This window comes from Corynebacterium sp. CCUG 61414, from assembly GCF_024453945.1.
GTDB classification, from domain to species: Bacteria; Actinomycetota; Actinomycetes; order Mycobacteriales; family Mycobacteriaceae; genus Corynebacterium; species Corynebacterium pseudogenitalium.
Genome location: NZ_JAGPYU010000014.1, coordinates 1 through 18,312, shown reverse-complemented (window position 1 = coordinate 18,312; position 18,312 = coordinate 1). Strand labels below are relative to the sequence as shown.

18 protein-coding genes are annotated in these 18,312 nt (G+C 63.8%); 13 read left to right on the top strand and 5 right to left on the bottom strand.

Annotated features, from left to right (window positions below; all coding sequences use genetic code 11):
* The first annotated feature begins 33 nt into the window (after window positions 1–33).
* Window positions 34–1,557, top strand: a complete 1,524-nt coding sequence (locus KBX14_RS09150; protein ID WP_070363191.1) for a CAP domain-containing protein — start codon at window positions 34–36, stop codon at window positions 1,555–1,557.
* Between the two features lie 19 nt (window positions 1,558–1,576).
* On the top strand, window positions 1,577–2,281 hold the full coding sequence (locus tag KBX14_RS09145; RefSeq protein WP_070363190.1) for a DedA family protein: 705 nt from the start codon (window positions 1,577–1,579) through the stop codon (window positions 2,279–2,281).
* Between the two features lie 194 nt (window positions 2,282–2,475).
* On the opposite strand, the gene KBX14_RS09140 is transcribed toward KBX14_RS09145, so the two are convergent.
* A complete protein-coding gene (locus KBX14_RS09140) occupies window positions 2,476–3,321 on the bottom strand; it encodes an NAD(P)-dependent oxidoreductase (protein ID WP_070363189.1) in 846 nt (281 codons plus the stop codon).
* Window positions 3,322–3,341: 20 nt separating this feature from the next.
* On the opposite strand from KBX14_RS09140, the gene hemL reads away from it, so the two are divergent.
* The 7 genes from hemL to galE are packed head-to-tail and all read left to right on the top strand — an operon-like array spanning window position 3,342 to window position 10,294.
* Window positions 3,342–4,667 (top strand): glutamate-1-semialdehyde 2,1-aminomutase, encoded by a 1,326-nt coding sequence (gene hemL / locus KBX14_RS09135; RefSeq protein ID WP_256042380.1) that lies wholly within the window; start codon window positions 3,342–3,344, stop codon window positions 4,665–4,667.
* Window positions 4,668–5,270 carry a histidine phosphatase family protein gene (locus KBX14_RS09130; protein ID WP_070363187.1) on the top strand — a complete coding sequence of 201 codons (603 nt, stop codon included), beginning with the start codon at window positions 4,668–4,670 and terminating at the stop codon, window positions 5,268–5,270. It abuts the gene before it with no gap.
* 14 nt (window positions 5,271–5,284) lie between these two features.
* Window positions 5,285–5,863 (top strand): TlpA disulfide reductase family protein, encoded by a 579-nt coding sequence (locus KBX14_RS09125; protein ID WP_071572853.1) that lies wholly within the window; start codon window positions 5,285–5,287, stop codon window positions 5,861–5,863.
* Window positions 5,864–5,914: 51 nt separating this feature from the next.
* The gene (locus tag KBX14_RS09120; RefSeq protein WP_177224256.1) at window positions 5,915–6,643 is read left to right on the top strand and encodes a cytochrome c biogenesis CcdA family protein; all 729 of its coding nucleotides are present in this window, start codon (window positions 5,915–5,917) and stop codon (window positions 6,641–6,643) included.
* Window positions 6,644–8,272 carry a cytochrome c biogenesis protein ResB gene (locus tag KBX14_RS09115; RefSeq protein ID WP_070477401.1) on the top strand — a complete coding sequence of 543 codons (1,629 nt, stop codon included), beginning with the start codon at window positions 6,644–6,646 and terminating at the stop codon, window positions 8,270–8,272.
* A gap of 28 nt (window positions 8,273–8,300) precedes the next feature.
* Window positions 8,301–9,302, top strand: a complete 1,002-nt coding sequence (gene ccsB, locus KBX14_RS09110) for a c-type cytochrome biogenesis protein CcsB (protein ID WP_070477403.1) — start codon at window positions 8,301–8,303, stop codon at window positions 9,300–9,302.
* Window positions 9,302–10,294 carry a UDP-glucose 4-epimerase GalE gene (gene galE, locus KBX14_RS09105; protein WP_070477405.1) on the top strand — a complete coding sequence of 331 codons (993 nt, stop codon included), beginning with the start codon at window positions 9,302–9,304 and terminating at the stop codon, window positions 10,292–10,294. The genes ccsB and galE overlap by 1 nt, the downstream gene beginning before the upstream one ends.
* On the opposite strand, the gene KBX14_RS09100 is transcribed toward galE, so the two are convergent.
* Entirely contained in the window at window positions 10,291–10,554 is a 264-nt protein-coding gene (locus tag KBX14_RS09100) for a hypothetical protein (protein WP_070477766.1), read from the bottom strand. The two genes, galE and KBX14_RS09100, sit on opposite strands and share 4 nt — an antisense overlap.
* A 44-nt stretch (window positions 10,555–10,598) precedes the next feature.
* On the opposite strand from KBX14_RS09100, the gene KBX14_RS09095 reads away from it, so the two are divergent.
* The 4 genes from KBX14_RS09095 to KBX14_RS09080 all read left to right on the top strand — a co-directional run bounded on the left by KBX14_RS09095 (window position 10,599) and on the right by KBX14_RS09080 (window position 14,605).
* Window positions 10,599–10,913, top strand: coding sequence for a DUF4229 domain-containing protein (locus KBX14_RS09095; protein ID WP_369822028.1), 315 nt, complete (start codon window positions 10,599–10,601; stop codon window positions 10,911–10,913).
* Between the two features lie 276 nt (window positions 10,914–11,189).
* Window positions 11,190–12,527, top strand: coding sequence for a TrkH family potassium uptake protein (locus KBX14_RS09090; RefSeq protein ID WP_256006078.1), 1,338 nt, complete (start codon window positions 11,190–11,192; stop codon window positions 12,525–12,527).
* Entirely contained in the window at window positions 12,520–13,191 is a 672-nt protein-coding gene (locus KBX14_RS09085; protein WP_177224255.1) for a TrkA family potassium uptake protein, read from the top strand. Before KBX14_RS09090 ends, KBX14_RS09085 begins: the two co-directional genes overlap by 8 nt.
* A 10-nt stretch (window positions 13,192–13,201) precedes the next feature.
* The gene (locus tag KBX14_RS09080) at window positions 13,202–14,605 is read left to right on the top strand and encodes a succinic semialdehyde dehydrogenase (protein ID WP_071572849.1); all 1,404 of its coding nucleotides are present in this window, start codon (window positions 13,202–13,204) and stop codon (window positions 14,603–14,605) included.
* A gap of 6 nt (window positions 14,606–14,611) precedes the next feature.
* Here KBX14_RS09080 and KBX14_RS09075 read toward each other — a convergent pair whose 3' ends face one another.
* The 3 genes from KBX14_RS09075 to KBX14_RS09065 form a co-directional block, all read right to left on the bottom strand.
* A complete protein-coding gene (locus KBX14_RS09075) occupies window positions 14,612–15,391 on the bottom strand; it encodes a MerR family transcriptional regulator (protein ID WP_071572878.1) in 780 nt (259 codons plus the stop codon).
* A gap of 34 nt (window positions 15,392–15,425) precedes the next feature.
* Window positions 15,426–17,303, bottom strand: a complete 1,878-nt coding sequence (locus tag KBX14_RS09070) for a hypothetical protein (protein WP_256042379.1) — start codon at window positions 17,301–17,303, stop codon at window positions 15,426–15,428.
* Window positions 17,304–17,401: 98 nt separating this feature from the next.
* Entirely contained in the window at window positions 17,402–18,163 is a 762-nt protein-coding gene (locus tag KBX14_RS09065) for an Abi family protein (RefSeq protein WP_083290803.1), read from the bottom strand.
* Between the last annotated feature and the right edge of the window lie 149 nt (window positions 18,164–18,312).

Here is an 18,312-nt window from a genome sequence, read left to right as displayed (position 1 = left end):
AAAATTACGAAAGTTTCCTGCTAATCTGCCGGTATGAAGAAGCAGCTCGGACTCATGCTCGTTACCACCTGCTCAGCGGCCATGTTGGTGGCCCCGCAGGCCATGGCGGAGGACACCGCCCAGCTCACGGAGGCTCGCTGCGTGGCGCTTGTCGACGCGGTCAAGGACGCCACCGCGAAGCAGCGCGATGCGCAGGACCGCGAGCGCGCCACACAGCAGACGCTCGATGCGGCGCAGCGCGACGTCGCCGCCGCCCAGGAAGAACTCAAGGCAGCAAAGGGCATGGTCGCCGCCGCCCAACGCCTTCTTGACGACGCCACCACCGACCGCACCGCGAAACAGTCCGCAGTGCCCGCCGGCGTGACGGCGGAATCTGCACAGCAGGCGCTCGAGGACGCGAAGGCGCGGGCCGCCGAAGCAGCCGCCGCCCTCGAAGCCAGCAAGGCCGAGGCGCAACAGCAGTTCGACCGCGGCTCCCTCGGCTTCTTCGAAGCCATGGGCGCAACCGACGCCGTCGCCGAACTGAACACCGACTTCCGCTTCAAAGAAGAAGACCCGGTGGCTGGGCAGACGGGCTACCGCATCGCGGACGACACCCACATCGGTGAGGCCGACGACGCCACCCACCTGGACAACATGAAGGCAGCCATTGGCTGGCTGCCCGAGGCCAACGAGCTCCGCGAAAGCGACGGCCAGCCCGCCCTGCCCGTCTCCGACTTCCTGATGGCGCAGGCCCAGGTAAACGTGAACTGGTCGCACCAGCTGCCGCGCGGGCACTCGAAGAACGGCTGGGACAACCTGTCCTGGAACTACGACAACCCGTTCAAGGGCTGGTTCCACGAGGAGCGCGTCGCGTACTTCGAGGCACTCGAGAAGGGCGAGAAACCATTCGAGGCGGGCGCTGGCCACTACATGGCGATCGTCAACCCGGACATGCGCGCCACCGGCTTCGCTGTGAACACCAAAGCCTTCCGGTACCAGGGGTACCCGTGGCGTATTGCCCACGCGCAGACCTTCGCCACCCATTGGATGAAGCAGGGCACTCCACTGTTCACCGTCGACGAGTACACCGAGCGCTTCAACACCTACTACGACGGCCTCAAGCACGCCATCGAGTTTGGCGACGCCACCAAGCGTCAAACGCTCGAGGAGCGCGAAGAGGACGTCGACAAGGCGGAGCGGACCCTGGAAGCCGCACGCGCGCTGCAGGCCGCGGAGGAGCTCGTGGCAAAGCGTGAGCAGGAGCTTTCCGCCGCCAAGGAGGCGCAGCCTGCCCGACAGGCCGCCGCCGAGGAAGCGCTGAAGGCTGCGAAGCAGACGCAGGAGGATGCGGCTGCTGCCGCTGCGACCGCCAAGGCAGCCGCAGCCGAGGCCCGCGCAGCCACCGAACGCGCCGAAGCCGAATACCAACCCGTCAAAGCCAACTGCGACGCACTGACCGGCGCCGACAAGGAAGGCTCCTCCACCGGCGGCATCATCGCCGGTGTGGTACTCGGGCTGCTGGCACTCATCGGAATCGTGGTGGCCACCAACCCGGGAATCTTAAATATGTTCTAGCTAGGTACACTCTCTGCTTATGCAAAGTGAGGAGCAGACCACACCCGAACCAGAATGGTGGGAACAACCAGGCATGCCCTGGAACAGCAAACCAACCAAGGCCGACTACTGGTGCCTTGGCTGGTTCGGCTTCGTAGGCCTCTTCGGCCTTGCGATGATCCCACTTCGCGCCTGGCTGCTTGGGCTGCACCCGCCCATCATGCTGGCCATTACCGGTTCCCGGATTGGAGCGGCGTCGACGGGCGCGCTCGCCGCCGTCGGCGAGGTGCAGCACTGGCTGGGCTACCTGCTCATCGGCACGCTGATGGCCATCAAGTTCGACTGGATCTATTGGTGGGCCGGCAAACTGTGGGGGCGCGGAATCCTTGACGTGCAGGCGCAGAACTCCAAGCGCAGCGCCCGCAACATCGAACGCGTGGAAAAGTGGGCCCTCAAACTCGGCTGGCTGGGAATCTTCCTCGCCTACGTACCGATCCCACTTCCCATCGCCTTCGTCGTCTTCGTCCTGATGGGCATGACCGGCATGCCGCTGTGGAAGTTCATGGTGCTGGACTTCATCTCGAAAACCCTGTGGTCACTTGGGTACTTCGCCCTCGGATGGTGGATCGGGGAGCCCGTGGTGTACGTGCTGGAGCAGTACGCGAAGGTGGCCAACTGGATCGCCATCGGCCTGATCGTGGTGATCATGTTCGGCGCGTTTAGGAGGCAGGCGAAGAAAGCGTAGGCGGGTGCGCGCACCAAATTCCCTCACGCAGTTTGCTCGACCTGGGCTTTTCCAAATCGCCGCGCGAAAATCCAGGAATTTGGTGCCCTCTCAACCGTGCCAGTGCCAAAGGACGCAACCCCCTTTTCACGACCTGGGCTTTTTCGTCCTCCCCGAACAAGAATTGCGTCCTTTGGCACTCGCTCCCCAGAACATTAGCGGTACACCACCACTGAGGAGAAGTCCTCGTCCCCGTGGCCCTTCTTCTGCTGCTCCTGCAGGGAGGCAACCGCGGCTGCCACGGCCGGCAGCTCCTTGCCGGCAGCTTCGGCGGTGGCGAGCATCAAACGCGCGTCCTTCTCGATGGCGTCGGTGGAGAAGTCGCCGGGGTTGGTGTCGCGCTCCCCGAGCAGGAATGGGGACTTCATGTTCACGATGAACTCGAGGCCAGTGGAGCCGAGCATGTCGACGATGGTGGCGTCGTCAAGTCCTTGGGCGTTGCCGATATGCAGTGCCTCCTTGAACCCCTGCATGGTGACGGCCAACGCGAGGTTGGCGATGAGCTTGCCTGTCGCGGCCTGGGCGGCAGTGTCGACGACCTTGAGGCGCTCCGGGTTCGCGGCGGCCCACGGCGCGACGACGTCAGCGACTTCCTTGCGGCGCTGCTCGGTGGCGCCGCCGACGTAGACGCCGAGCTTGCCGGCGCGCGCCGGGATGAGCGAGCCGACTACGGGGGTGTGGACGAGGGTGGGGACGGCGGCGGCGAAGGAGTCGGCGTCGGCGGGGGAGATGGTGGTGGCGTCGGCCCAGGTGACGCCGTCGGGGATGAGGCCGGGTTCGATGACGATGTCGCGGACGGTGTCGGGGCCGAACAGGGAGGTGATTACGAGGTCGGAGCCTTTCACGGCGTCTGCAGGGGTGTCGGCGGCGGTGGCGCCGCGCTCGACGAGCGGGGCGGTTTTCGCTGCGGTGCGGTTCCAGACCACAAGGTCGTGGTCACTGACAAGCTTGAGTGCTAATTCGGTACCCATACGGCCGAGGCCTAAAAATGCAATCTTCATATCGCCTAGGATAGGCAACTATGACGAAGACGAACCTGACTTCAGAAAATACTGCTCGTTCTGCTGAGTTGTTTGCGCGCGCTCAGCGGGTCACGCCGGGCGGGGTGAACTCGCCGGTGCGCGCGTTTGGCTCGGTGGGTGGGCAGACGCGCTTTATTGAGAAGGCGTTCGGCAGCACGCTTGTAGATGTCGACGGCAACTCCTACGTCGACCTGGTGGATTCGTGGGGTCCGATGATCCACGGGAATGCGCACCCGGCGATCCTGGAGGCCGTCGAGAAGGCGTTGGTGAACGGGTTGAGCTTCGGCGCGCCGACGGAGGCCGAGGTGGAGATCGCGGAGATGATTACGCAGCGTACGTCCGTGGAGGAGGTGCGCATGGTCAACTCGGGTACTGAGGCGACGATGTCGGCGGTGCGCCTGGCGCGCGGGTATACGCAGCGCCCGAAGATTATTAAGTTTGATGGCTGCTACCACGGCCATGTGGACGCCCTGTTGGCGTCGGCAGGCTCTGGGATCGCGACGTTCTCGTTGCCGGATTCCCCGGGGGTCACCGGCGCGCAGGCGGCGGACACGATCGTGGTGCCGTACAACGACATTGAGGCTGTGAAGCGCGCGTTCGCGGAAAACGAGGGCCAGATTGCCGCCGTGATCGCGGAGGCGGCCGCCGGCAATATGGGCACGGTGGCGCCGCAGGACAACTTCAACGCGAAGCTGAAGGAGGTCTGCCACGCCAATGGTGCCCTGCTCATCCTGGATGAGGTGATGACGGGCTTCCGCACCTCCTACTCCGGCTGGTACGGGGTCGACGGTGTTGCGGGTGACCTGACGACCTTCGGCAAGGTCATCTCTGGTGGGTTGCCGGCGGCGGCCTTTGGTGGGCGTCGAGAAGTAATGGAGAAGCTTGCGCCGAACGGGCCGGTGTACCAGGCAGGAACCCTGTCCGGAAACCCGGTGGCGATGGCTGCGGGCATGGCGTCGTTGCGCCTGGCCAGCGAGGATATTTACCCGGTGCTGCACCGCAACGCGGACAGGCTGGAAGATCTGGTCAGCTCGGCGCTGACGCGTGAGGGCGTGGCGCACCACATCCAGCGCGCGTCGACGATGCTGTCGGTGCGCTTCGCGGAGGGCGAGGGCCACAACTTCGACGACATGAAGGCGGCGGAGACGTTCCGCTACGCGCCGTTCTTCCACGCGCTGCTGGACCACGGCGTGCACGCGTCCCCGAGCCCGTTCGAGACCTGGTTCGTCTCCACGGCGCTGACTGACGACGACTTCGCCACCATCGAGGCCGCGCTCGTCCCGGCTGCGAAGGCCGCGGCCGCCGCGACCCCGGAGGGCCAGTAAATGACGCGAACTGTTGTCCACCTGGTGCGCCACGGTGAAGTGTTCAACCCGAAGAAGATCCTCTACGGGCGCCTGCCGGGCTACCACTTGAGCTCCCGCGGCTACTCGATGGCCGCTGCGACCTCGAAGTTTTTCGAGGGCCGCGATGTTACCTACCTGGCGGCCAGCCCGCTGCTGCGCGCGCAGGAGACCGCGCAGCCGATTGCGGAGGTCACTGGCCTGGAGATTGATACCCGGGAGGAGATCCTGGAGGCCGGCAACACCTTTGAGGGGCTGCGCACCAAGGGGTGGCGCTCCCAGCTGTGGAACCCGATCCGGTGGCGCCACATGCTCAAGCCCTGGGAGCCGAGCTGGGGCGAGTCCTACGAGGACATCTTCGCCCGCATGGACGTCGCGATTGAGGACGCCCGCCAGCGCGCCGAGGGCCACGAGGCCGTGCTGGTGAGCCACCAGCTGCCGATCGTGACGGTGCAGCGCTACGTGCAGGGCAAGCCCTTCGCGCACGCGAGCCGTCGCTGCGAGCTGGCCAGTGTGACGTCACTTGTGTTCGATGATGACGTTGTTGTTGACTGGTCATACTCAACCCCCGCATCCGCGATCTAACCTGGAAGGACCCTATGACCGTGCGCCGCAGCCTTGTCCCATTCGTTGCCGCAGCCGTGCTGCTGAGCGGGTGCTCGAGCGCCAGCGACAACGGCGGGTCCTTCGCGTTCCACTCGCCGGGCGGGCAGGTGGAGCTGTTCTACCCGCAGGAGGAGCGTAAGCCGCTGCCGGACTTTTCCGGCGAGTCCCTGATGGAGCCGGGCAGCGAGATTTCGCTCAGCGACTTCGACGGCGAGGTCGTGGTGCTCAACGCGTGGGGCCAGTGGTGCGCGCCGTGCCGTGCGGAGGTCGACGACCTCCAGGAGGTGCAGGAGTCCATCGAGGGCTTCGGCACCGTCCTCGGTATTAACGTGCGGGACCACAACGCGGACATCGCGCGCGACTTCATGAAGGACAACGGGGTGACCTACCCATCCATTTACGACCCGCCGTTTAAGACCGCCGCGTTCTTGGGCGGCGTGCCCAGCTCCGTGATCCCAACGACGATCGTGCTGGACACCCAGCACCGCCCGGCGGCGGTGTTCCTGCGGGAGGTCACCGCCCAGGAGATCATCGACCTGGCGAATACGCTGCACCAGGAGGCGGAGGCCTAAGTGGGGGAGGCGTTATCGGAGCTGGTTTCCCAAGGCCCGCTGCTGCTGGGAATGCTGGCGGCTGCGCTGGCCGGGTTGGCGTCCTTCGCCTCGCCGTGCGTGGTGCCGCTGGTGCCGGGCTACATGTCGTACCTGACGGGCATCGTGGGCGGGGAGCTCAACGTGGATGAGCACGGGGTATCTGTGACGCGGCGCCGCTGGGCCGTCGCCGGCGCGGCGGGCCTGTTCATCCTCGGGTTCACCGTGGTGTTCCTGCTGGCCACCGTGACCGTCTTCGGCGCGGTGAGCGCGGTGGCGCTCAACGCGGAGACCCTCATGCGCGCGGGTGGGGTGGTCACGATTGTGATGGGCCTGGTGTTCGCCGGTTGGGTGCCCGCGCTGCAAAACGACACGCGGCTGCGACCGAAGAAGTGGACCACGCTGCTGGGCGCGCCGCTGCTCGGCGGGGTGTTCGCGCTCGGGTGGACCCCGTGTTTGGGGCCGACGCTCGCCGCCATCGTGTCCGTTTCTGTGGGGACGGCGGGCATGACCGCGGCGCGCGGCGTGCTGCTGGTCATCGCGTACTGCCTCGGGCTGGGGCTGCCGTTCTTGCTGGTGGCGCTTGGCTCGGCGAAAGCGGTGCGTAGCATCGAGGTGCTGCGAAAGCACTCGCGCACCATCCAGGTGATCGGCGGGGTAGCGATGGTCATCGTCGGCCTGCTGCTGCTGACCGGGGCCTGGAACGTGTTTATCGGCTGGACGCGCCAGCTCGTCTTCGGATATGGAGCAACGGTGATTTAAATGAGCACTGCATGGACGTGGCTACGCAGGTCGTGGCACTGGCTGACCAGTATGCGCACCGCGCTGCTGCTCCTGTTCTTACTTTCGCTCGCCTCCATACCGGGCGCGCTGTTGCCACAGCGCACGGTCTCCGCGACGCTGGTAGACGACTACCTGCGCGCCAACCCAACCATGGGGCCCATCTACGACAAGCTGCAGCTTTTCGACGTCTTCGATTCCACCTGGTTCGTCGCCATCGTCACGCTGCTGATGGTGTCGCTGGTCGGGTGCATCATCCCGCGCTCGATTGACCACTGGCGCGCGTACCGGGCCACGCCGACCCGGGCACCGAAGTACCTGTCCAGGATGCCGCTGCATGCGGAAGGGGACGTCGATACGCCGAAGGAAGAGCTGGAGGCGAAGGCGCGCGCAGTGCTGCGCAAGTGGCACGTGGCTTCCTACCAGCCGGAGGAGGACCGCGCCGGGGTGTTCTCCATCTCGGCGGAGCGCGGCTACTCCCGCGAGCTGATGAACCTGCTGTTCCACATCGGGCTGGTGGGCATGATTGTGGCGTTCGCGGCGGGCCGCATGGTCTTCTACGAGGGCCAGGTCATCATGGTGACCGAGTCCGAGTCGCAGTACGCGGTGCCTGTGGAGCAGCCGCGCCAGTTCTGTAATACGTCGCCTGCGAACTTCGACGTCTTCCGCGCCGGCCCGCTTTTCGACGGCACTGGCCTGCACCCGTTCTGCATCGAGTCGAAGAACTTCCGCGCCGAGTACCTCAACACTGGACAGGCGAACGGGTTCTGGTCGGACGTGGCCTACACCCCGGACGTGGCCGCCCCGCGCGAGCAGTGGCAGGACTTCACGCTGCAGGTCAACCACCCGCTGCGCGTGGACGGCAACCGCGTCTACCTGCAGGGGCACGGCTTTGCCCCCCAGGTGACCATCACCTGGCCGAACGGGGAGTCGCGCACCCAGATGGTGCAGTTTAGGCCCACGGACGTGCAGAACTTCCTGTCCGCCGGCGTGATGCGCTTCGACCCGCCGGCCGGCATGTACCCGGACCTCACCGAGCGCCGCGAGCACCAGATCGCCATCGAGGGCAACTTCGCGCCCACCGCCCAGTGGACCGGCGTGAACGGCGACATGCTGCAGTCCGGCTTCCCTGCGATGCAGGACCCGGCGATGGCAGTAGACATCTACGTCGGCGACGCCGGCCTGGACACCGGCCGCCCGCAGAACATCTTCGTGCTGGACCAGAACCTGATCGCCGAGGGGCGCCTGCAGAAGGTGGAGCGCGTCAACCTGGTGCCGGGGGAGGAAACCACCCTTGAGGGCGGCATCCGCGTGCGCTTCGATGGCGCAGCCGAGTACGCCAACTACCAAATCTCCCACGACCCGACCCAGGGCTGGATGCTGGCCACCTCGGTGCTCATGCTGGCCGCGCTGGCCGGCTCGCTGACCATCAAGCGCCGCCGCCTGTGGATCCGCCTGACCCCGACGGCCACCGGCACTCACGTGGAGCTCGCCGGCCTGGCGCGCACGGACCGCGCCGGGTGGGGCGCCGAGTTCGACGAAATCGTGGAGGAAATCCTGGGCGTTTCGGAGGAGGAGAACCCCTCCTTCGAGGTTGATGACCTTGGCTAACCTGCGATGACGCGGTAGATTGTTCCCCATGCTTGTCGATTCCACGATGGCGGACCTTTCAGACCTCACGTTCCGCACCGCGTTCATCCTGTACCTGGCTGCGCTGATCATGTCCTGTATCTACTACGGGCGCATGTTCGGCGTGCTCGACATGCGCCGCGAGCGCGCCCGCATGGATCAAAAAGTCGCCGTGGGGGCCGGGGGCGGCTCCGAGCTTATCGACGCCCCCTCCGACTCCTTCGACCAGGCAGAGTACGACCGCCGCGTCGCCGGCGCTCGCAAGTGGGCGAACATGACGCAGGCGCTGATCTGGTTCGGCATCGTGCTGCACGTGGCGTCCTTCATTACGCGCGGGCTGGCGGCGAAGCGCTTCCCGCTCGGCAACCTGTACGAGTACATCCTGGCCATGACGGCCGTCGTGATGGTCGCAGCCGCGATCGTGGTGCAGCGCAAGAACTGGCACACCATCTGGCCGTGGCTGCTCGCCCCGATGGCGATCGCGATGTTCTTGAACTCCACGGTGTTCCACATGCACGTGGCGCCGGTGGTGCCGGCGCTGCAGTCCTACTGGCTGCCGGTGCACGTTTCGTCGGTGTCGGTGGGGGCGTCGATAGGTATTGTGTCGGGCATCTTTGCGCTGCTGTACTTGCTGCGCATGTGGCAGCCGCGCGGCGAGGAGCATGGGTTTTTCGGCGCGATTGCGAAGCCACTGCCGAGCGCGAAGACGCTCGACCAGATCACCTACAAGACGGCGATTATTACGCTGCCGCTGTTCGGAATCGGCATTGTGTTTGGCGCGATCTGGGCTGAGGTCGCCTGGGGTCGCCCGTGGGGCTGGGACGCGAAGGAAACCGTGTCCATGATCACGTGGATTCTGTACGCCGCCTACCTCCACGCGCGCGCCACCGCCGGCTGGAAGAACTCGAAGGCCGCGTGGATCAACGTTTTTGCCTTGGCCATGACCATCTTTAACATGACCTATGTAAATACTGTCATTGCTGGACTTCACTCGTACGCAGGATTGAACTAATGAAAACACTGATTACAGGAGGGGCCGGCTACATCGGCTCCACAATTGCATCGTGCTGCTCCGACGCAGGCATCACCCCGGTCATCTTGGATGACTACTCCACTGGCCTGCGCGTCTTCGCAGAGCGCTTCGACCACTACGAGGGCGACATCGCCGACACCGAGCTGCTCAACAAAATTTTCGACGACCACCCCGACATCGAAGCCGTCATCCACTGCGCGGCCAAGATCATCGTGCCGGAGTCCGTCGCGCAGCCGCTCGAGTACTACGACGTCAACGTCGGCCGCGCAACCAAGATGCTGCAGGTCCTTCGCGACCGCGGCGTCAAGCGCGTCATGCTCAGCTCGACCGCCGCAATGTACCAGGCGGACGAGGACTTCACCGTCAACGAGTCCTCCGTTGTGGCGCCAACCAGCCCGTACGCCGCGTCGAAGTGGATGCTGGAGCGCGTCATGGCTGACGCCGCTGCCGCCGGCCAGATCCAGGCTGTGGCCCTGCGCTACTTCAACCCGATCGGCGCCGACCCACAGCTGCGCACCGGCCTGCAGAACCCGCTGCCGTCCCACGCGCTGGGCAAGATGATCACCGCCCACCAGAGGGGTGAGGCGTTCACGGTCACCGGCGTCGACTGGCCAACCCGCGACGGCTCCGGCCTGCGCGACTACGTCCACGTTTGGGACCTGGCCCGCGCCCACGTCGCTGCCCTCAAGGCCGACCTCGCCCCATACGAGGTCATCAACCTAGGCACCGGCACCGGCACCACCGTCTTCGAGCTCGCGGAGGCGTTCAAGTCCGCCAGCGGCTCCGACATGGAGGTCACCACCGCACCACCACGCGAGGGCGACGTCGCCGGTTGCGCACCGCGCATCGACAAGGCGCGCGAGGTACTCGGCTGGTCCCCAGAACTCACCATCGAGCAGGGCGTCCGCGACTCCCTGGCCTGGGCAGAGAAGCTGCCCGAGGTCCTCGCCGAGGAAGCAACGCGCAGCTAGTCTTCGCCGCGCTTCCTCCGACGCTCCTCCTCTTCACGACGCCGGCGCTCCGCCTCCTCGCGGGCCCGGCGTTCTTTAAACCTATTCTTCTCGATCTCCCACAGGAACTCCTCATCATCATCCGGCCCCTTAATAACCGGTGGCTGTTCCTGCTGCTGCACCCCGTACCCTCCATACCGTGCATTCGACCCCGGGCCGAACGCGCGCCACATCAAGTACACAGCCAGAATGATCAGAGCGATGAGTAGAAGCCTTCCCATGCCCTCTAACATACTGGTCCACCTTTGCGTTAGGCTAAGTCCCCATGGCCCCCATGAGTGAAGCACCCGAAGTTGACCCGAGCGCGAAGCGTCGCGCAAACAAAGCCGCCGCCATCTACGGGTTGTACCGGCTCCTCCTCTTCATCGTCCTCACCGTGGTGATCCAGCTGCTAGCCGTCGCGGTTGGGGCGCCCGTCCCGCTGATCATGTCGGCCCTGCTGGCCCTCATCGTGGCGTTCCCGCTGTCCATGCTGGTGTTCAAGAAGCAGCGCATTGAGGCCGTCCAGGCGCTTGCACATTGGAAGGAGCAGCGCCAGGCCCGCAAGGCGTGGATCGAGGCCGAGCTGGCCGAGCGTTAGTTCTCTCGTGGGACGGTGTGCACCACATTCCTGCATTTTGGCGTCGTGGGTTCGCAAAGCCCAGGTCGCCTGTTCTGCGCGAGGGAATTTGGTGTCAGGCAGGTCGGTTCGAGTGCCAAAAGACGCAATCGAATAAGGTCTATTGCTTCAAAGTTGCTGGCAAAAAATGTGCTAGACAACAAACGATGTCAGATTTGGCACTGGCGCCCACTCCACAGCCACTCAGGGACAAGAAAACCCTTGCCACCCGCACCCCGCTGGCGTAATGTTCCGCTGGTGCCTGCTGACATTCGGCACCGCCAGCTCAATAGCGCGGCGGTGATCTTGTTCGGCTTCCTGGTAGCCCTGTTCGTGGGCACCGTGTTGCTGATGCTTCCGGCTTCCACTGTGAATCCGGGTGGGTTGCCGCTGTTGCCGGCGTTGTTTACGGCGACGTCCGCGCTGTGTGTAACCGGCCTAGCCATTGTGGATACGGCGACGTATTGGACTACGTTCGGCAAGGTGGTCATTGCCGTGTTGATCCAGGTTGGCGGGTTCGGGGTGATGAGCTTCGCGACGATTCTGGGTCAGGCGGTGGTCCGCAAAGCGAATTTGAGTGCGAATGTGATTTCGGCGGTGGAGCGTCGTACGGCGGTGGGCGGGATCGCGCCGCTGTTGAGGCGGGTCCTGCTGGTGAGCATCGTGGTGGAGGCGCTGGTCGCGCTGGCGTTGACGGCGCGGTTCGTGGCGTTGGGCTACCCATTGCCGCGCGCGTTGGGGCATGGGGTGTTTCATGCGGTGTCGGCGTTTAACAATGCGGGGTTCGCGCTTTATTCGGACAACATGACCGGCTTCGTGGGGGATTGGTGGGTCTGCGTGCCTATCATGGCGGCGATCATTATTGGTGGTTTGGGGTTTCCGGTGCTGTTTCAGTTTCGGCGGGACGTGTTTCACCTGCACCGCTGGACGTTGAATACGCGCATGGTGGTTGCCGGTACGCTCTTCCTTCTTTGCTTTTCGACGGCCACCATCCTCGCCATGGAGTTGAACAACCCGCGCACGCTGGGTGGGTTGCCGGCGTCGGATGCGGTGTTGGCGGGGCTGTTTCAGGCGGTGCAGACCCGCACGAGCGGGTTCAACTCTGTCGATATTGGCGGGATGCACGAGCCGACGCTGTTTGCGATGGACCTGTTCATGTTTGTGGGGGCGGGCCCGGCTGGCACGGCGGGTGGCGTGAAGATCACGACGGTGTTGGTGTTGGTGTCGGCGGTGTCGGCGGTGGTGCGGGGTCGCACGCAGCCGGTCATGCTGGGCAAAGGTGTCCCGGTGGAGGTGGTGCACCAGGCGATCACGGTGGTGATGCTCAGCGGCGCGCTGGTGGTGGCGGCGACGTTCGCGTTGTTGGCACTGACGCCGTTTCACCTGTCGGAGGTGTTGTTTGAGGTGCTGTCGGCGTTTGGCACGGTGGGGTTGTCCACGGGTATTACGCCTCATCTGGATGCGCCTTCGTTGTTGGTCATTATTTTTATGATGATTGTTGGCAGGTTGGGTCCGATTACTGTGGCGACGGCGTTCGCGTTTGCGGAGCCGGCGTCGAAAATTTTGCTTCCTTATGAAAGGCCGATCATTGGTTAAGTTTGCAACGCCCACGTACGCGGTGCTTGGGCTCGGGAGGTTTGGCTCGGCGGTGGGCCGGGAGCTCATGTTTGACGACGCCACCGTCGTCGGCATCGATCTGGAAGAGTCCGCCGTGAAACGCAACAACGGGCTGCTGTCGAAGGTGGTGCAGGCGGACTGCACGGACGTGGCCACGATTGAAGAGTTGGGCATTTCGGAGTTCGACGGCGTCGTCGTGGCGATCGGCGGGGCGCACGTGGAGGCGTCGATTTTGACGTGTTCGTTGTTGGTGGATGTGGGCGTCGAGAATTTGTGGGCGAAGTCTTCCGGCAATGCACACGGGCGCATCCTGGACCAGATTGGTGTGCCGCATGCGGTGCACCCGGAGGAGGCGATGGGGCGGCGTGTGGCGCACCTGGTGCGTGGCGCGAACCTCGACTATGTGGAGTTGTCCTCGGGCACGGCGATTGTGCACACGGTGGTGCCGACGCACGTGGCGGGCCCGCTCGACGAGCAGGCGTTGTGGCAGAGCCACGGCGTGAAGGTGATTGCCGTGCGCCGGGAGGACCGCTGGCAGCCCGTCCTCGGGCACATGGCTTTGGAGGCTGGCGAGCAGGTGCAGATCTATGGGGATTCGCGCCGGGTGGAAAAGTTCAGCCGCATGGCGGCACGGCGACGCTAACCTGGGCTGCATGTCAGTACAGCACGCTTTCGACACTGCACGCGCGGCACAGCGCGCCTGGGCGACGACACCTCTTCGCCAGCGCAGCCGCATCTTCCTGCGCTACCACGACCTGATCCTTGCCCACCGCGACGAATTGGTGGACCTGATCCAGCAGGAGACAGGTAAGGCGAAACACAACGCGTTCGACGAGGTCATGGATGTTGCGATTACCGCCCGCCACTACTCGTACCGCGCGAAGGCGCTGCTGACGCCAGCCCGAGTGCGGGGCGCTATGCCGGTGGCGACACGGACCGAGGTGCACCGGGCGCCGAAGGGTGTGGTGGGGGTGATTGCGCCGTGGAACTACCCGCTCTCGTTGGCGGTGTCGGATGCGGTGGCGGCACTGATCGCGGGCAACGCGGTGGTGCTGAAGCCGGATACGCAAACCCCGCGCACCGCGCAGCGCGCCCACCAGCTGCTGGTGCAGGCTGGGCTGCCAGCCGACCTGTTCCAGGTTGTGGAGGGAAGCGGGCGGACGGTGGGGCAGGAGATCGTGAAGCGGTGCGATTTCCTCATGTTCACAGGGTCCACCGCCACCGGCAGGAAGCTTGCCGCGCAGGCCGGGGAGCGTCTGATTGGGTTTTCCGCTGAGCTGGGCGGGAAGAACCCACTGCTGGTTTTAGCCAGCGCGGACCCCGAGACGGCGGCACGTGGCGCCGCTGACGCGTGCTTCAGCAATACCGGTCAGCTGTGCATTTCCGTGGAGCGGATCTACGTGGACCGCGCCGTGGCAGAAGTGTTCCTTGAACAGTTTGTGGCGCTGACGAAACGCCTGCGCATTGGGCACGGGTGGGGTGACGATGTTGGCTCGCTGATTTCGGCGGAGCACCGCTCGCGTGTCGACGCCTTTGTCCACGACGCCGTGGACAAAGGCGCCACCGTCCTGGCTGGTGGGGAGGCGTTACCCCAGCTCGGGGATACGTTCTACGCACCGACCATCCTCGTGGACGTCCCGGAGGACGCCGATCTGTACCGCAAGGAAGTGTTCGGGCCGGTCGTCTACGTGGAGGTGGTGGATGGGCCGGAGGTGGGCGTCGAGAAGATGAATGACACCGACTACGGGCTCAACGCCTCGATTTGGGGCGCGGAGGACGAGGCGCGCGTGGTCGCGGCGCACGTGCACGCCGGGACCGTGAACATTAATGAGGGGTACGCGGCCGCGTGGGCATCGATGGACGCGCCGATGGGCGGGTGGAAACAGTCAGGCGTGGGGCGACGCCATGGCGACGAAGGCCTGCTGAAGTACACCGAGGCGCGTACCGTGGCGGCGCAGCGTTACGTGCCGCTCGGCGGGGTCGGCGCTGGTGGCGGCAAGCCGGTCGCGGACGCGATGGCGCTTGCGCTGCGGCTGGGGAAACGCCTGCTGCGCTAGGCCCGGCTAGGACTTGCTCTCTGTGCTGTGGCCGGTGGCGTGCGCGATGGCGTCGGCGAGCCACTGCGCCAGGCCGGGTTGGCGTTCTTCGTAGTAGCGCTTGAAGCGTTCATCGGCGATGTAGCCGCGCGAGATCTGGAACTGCATCTCCGGGGTGACGTCGAAGAACTGCCCGATCACCTTCCGGTGTTCCTCGACGAGTTCGGCGGCTTCCGCGCTGTCGGTGGGCACGTCGCGGCGAACAGCGTCGGCGAGTTTGGTATCGATGGCGTCGAAACGCTGCTTGCTGTCCTCCCAGTCGCTCGCGCCCCAGTTGCCGGTGCGACCCTGGTACTGCGCCCAGCCGGGCGTGTCGCCGTAGGCCTCTTGCGCCTCGGCTTGGTGTTCGGTGTAGTTCGGGTCGCCGAGGATCTCGCCGACTTCTTCAAGGGTTGGTTTGTGGTTATTCATTGCTTGCTCCAATAACTTTTCGACGGCCACCACCATCCCATCGATCCGCGAACGCTCCTCAAGCAGGCGTTCGTGTTGCCTGCGCAGGTGCTCCCGGTTCGAGGTGGGGTGGGAGAGTACTTCTTTGATTTCAGACAGTTTCATGCCAGTGGTCCGGTAGACCAGGATGTGCTGGATGCGCTCCAGGTCATCTGGCGTGTACAGCCTGTAGTTTGACCAGCTGCGATACACAGGTTCGACGAGGCCGGCCTGCTCCCAGTGGTGCAGGGTGCGCACCGTGATCCCGAATGCGTTGGCTACTTCGCCGACTGTGTACAGCGCTTCGTTGTTGGTCATGGCAGCCATTGTGCAGTCTGACGTTACGTCAGGGTCAAGCTTTGCTCTCGTCGATCTTGGAAAGCAGCTCGTCCGGGCCATACAGACCGGAGATTTCGACGGGGATGAAGAAGTCTTCGGTGAAGAACTGGCCCTTGGATGCGAACTCCCTGTTCACCCACGCGCCGAATGCATCCACTGGGATGAGTGGTATGCCGTACTGGCTGGCGGTCAGGTCGTCAGTGATGAGGGCGTCGCAAAGTGAGATGGGGATTTCCGGGCTGTACACGAGGCCGAGCTCGTCGCACAGGAGCGCCATGCGTGCACCGTCGGTGATGTGGATCCCGTTGATGACGATCGACCCACGGAACGCCACCTGGTGGCCTTCCTCGAGGATGTCGGCGAGGAAGGTCTCGTAGGGCGAACCCGTGTAGTACCTATACCAGTCCTCAAAATCGGCGAACGAGACGATCGGGATGCCCAGCTCCCGGGCGGTTCTTGCCTTGCGCGACATGGATGCCGGGTCCCACGCTACGAGGACATCGCACGTGGTTGCAGAGACGCTGTCTTCGAAGATGAGCCCGCACGAATCGCAGGCGGAGATGAGCTGCTCTTCGCCGTCGTAGAAGCTGATGGCTTCGCGGCAGCCCGTAAACACCACCCTCATGCCTGGGGAGAGCAGCGCAGCAATGTCGATGTTTTGCTCTTTGCCCTCCGGGAGGGACACCTGCGTCAGCCCTGTCATGATGGCGCGTTTGCGCACCTCCTCTTCGGCCCGCTTCGTCCAAACGCCGCGAGACATCCCCCAGGAAGAAAGCCGCAGGGCAGTCTGCTGGAGCATGCGTTGGTCGCTGACTTCCACGCCGGAGCCGGAGAAGGCTGCCCATGCGTTATCGGAGTCGGTCGCGCGAGTTTGATCGAGCTTGAGAGGAGCGGCGGGCGCCCAAAACGGCTGGAAGAGTGTGCCTTCTTGTGTATCGGATGCGTCGGGTACCGGCCGCACGTAGGGGATCTCGACGTCCCCCGAGAGGAAATCGAGCGCCATGGAGTGCGCGCGTTCGATGACGTCGCTGCCCTCAATGATGATGTCGAGTGCCTCGGCGTCGATACCGTCGCCGAGTTCCATGTCGAGGCCTCGTGCCTGGTAGCGGCCGGCGTCCTGGGCCATCTCCAGGCGATCGCCGACGACAATGCCACCTGCAGCCTGCCGTAGCAGCAGCGGCCAAAAGTCCTCGAGCTGCGGCGCGATAGCAACCCCACCCGGAGGAACCTCGTTGTCGAGGCCGAACTGCCCCAAGTCAGACATCGGGTTGAGCCACGTGCCAAAGTCCGCAACGACCTGGCCACGCTCCACAACCACCGCGTGAACGCGAACCACGTGGTAGCTCACATTAAAACTGACACCGTCAAAGGAGAGGAACACGTAACGCTCGGGATCCTGCCTTGCCTCCTCCAGCATCATCTCCAGCGGTGAGTCGGGCCCAGCCAATTCTCCCGCAGCGATGAGTTGCACGCCCCCAAACGGTTCGTTGTTCTTTCGCACGCGCTGCAGGGCGACGCTCATCATCAACAGGAGCTCGGTGTTGAGGTTGTGGGCGTCGTCGATAATTAATGTCTCAGCCAAGCTGAGCAGCAGCTTGGCATCGTTGATGTCCCAGGAACCGCCCGGCAGGACATCGCCGAGCGTCATGAAGGGATCGAAGTTGAATGCAGAGTCGATCGTCAGCCCGCTGATGCCGCTCGCCGCGGGTTCCAGCAGCGCGACGGGCAGCACCCGTTTGCGCAGGTTATCCGGTAGCGCGTCATTCGCTTCCATGAACGTGCGCAGCAGCGTGGATTTGCCGGTGCCGGGCGCGCCATCGATCACAACGCTTTCGCCGTTGTACATCAACGTAAGCGCATGCTCGAAGTCCTGCGGCATCGAAATGGCCATGACCTGCACCTTTCGCATCAACTATCACTTGTTGATTTATTGAAGCATGCAGCCCCGACATTGCGCGGGCGGTGTTCGAACGGGGGTTCGCGGTGCTATTACGTGGTGCAGGGGCGTGCAGCGATTAGCCTGGGAACATCGCTGTTTTCTGCTAGCCAGGCGGCCAACTTCGGGTCAAGCATCCTGGCAAGCTTCAGGGTCTCCTCGTGTGCCTCCGTGCAGGTCATACGGTGAGGCTGTCCAGGCATCGGGAAACCTCTGATGAGCGGTTCATGGTGGGCTACACGGTTTCGAATGCTATTGACTCGCTTGCAAATCCCGTGCACCCAATCTCTGGTGAAACCAGCATGTTGCTGTCTTGCTACGTTTCTTCCTTCAGGGAAAGCATGACGTAGGGCGGCTTCCCAGTTGTGCTCGTAATTGACGCGGACCCGTCTGGGAGACTTGCCTGTATGTCCTCCTTTGTCAAAGAGGTTCGTCCAAAAACCAAATGTACAGTTAGCGAAAAGACGCCCGGGAACATCACCATCGTTTGGACGCTCACGTACCCTCCTGGAAAGTTGCGACCAAGCCACCGCAAGATTCTGCTCTGACCGTTCATCCAACGGGATATCGAGGTACCAGTGGCTGCCCCATTTTGCAGCTGCCGCTTTATTGATCGATTCCCGTAGTGCAACTTCCAAAATGGCAATATCCGCTAGAAATGCAGTAGATAGCTTGATGTTCCATATGTAGAGCTCGAGGGCTTCGTCTATGTTGCCGTTCGGCGATTCGCTAAGAAAACTGGCTAAACGAGCGGGCGGGAGAGAACCCCAAAGCAAGGCTGCATTTGTCGAAGGCAGTTGTGTAGGAAACGTCATTGCTATAGGCTAGCCAATGTAGTCCCCCGGATCCGGACCATAGTTAAATGTCTATGGTTCCCGGGGGTTTTAGGGTTAAGCGACAAAATGTGTGCTTTTCTCGGCGTGTCGACTTAAGTGACAAAATGTGTGCTTTTTCAGGGGTTGGG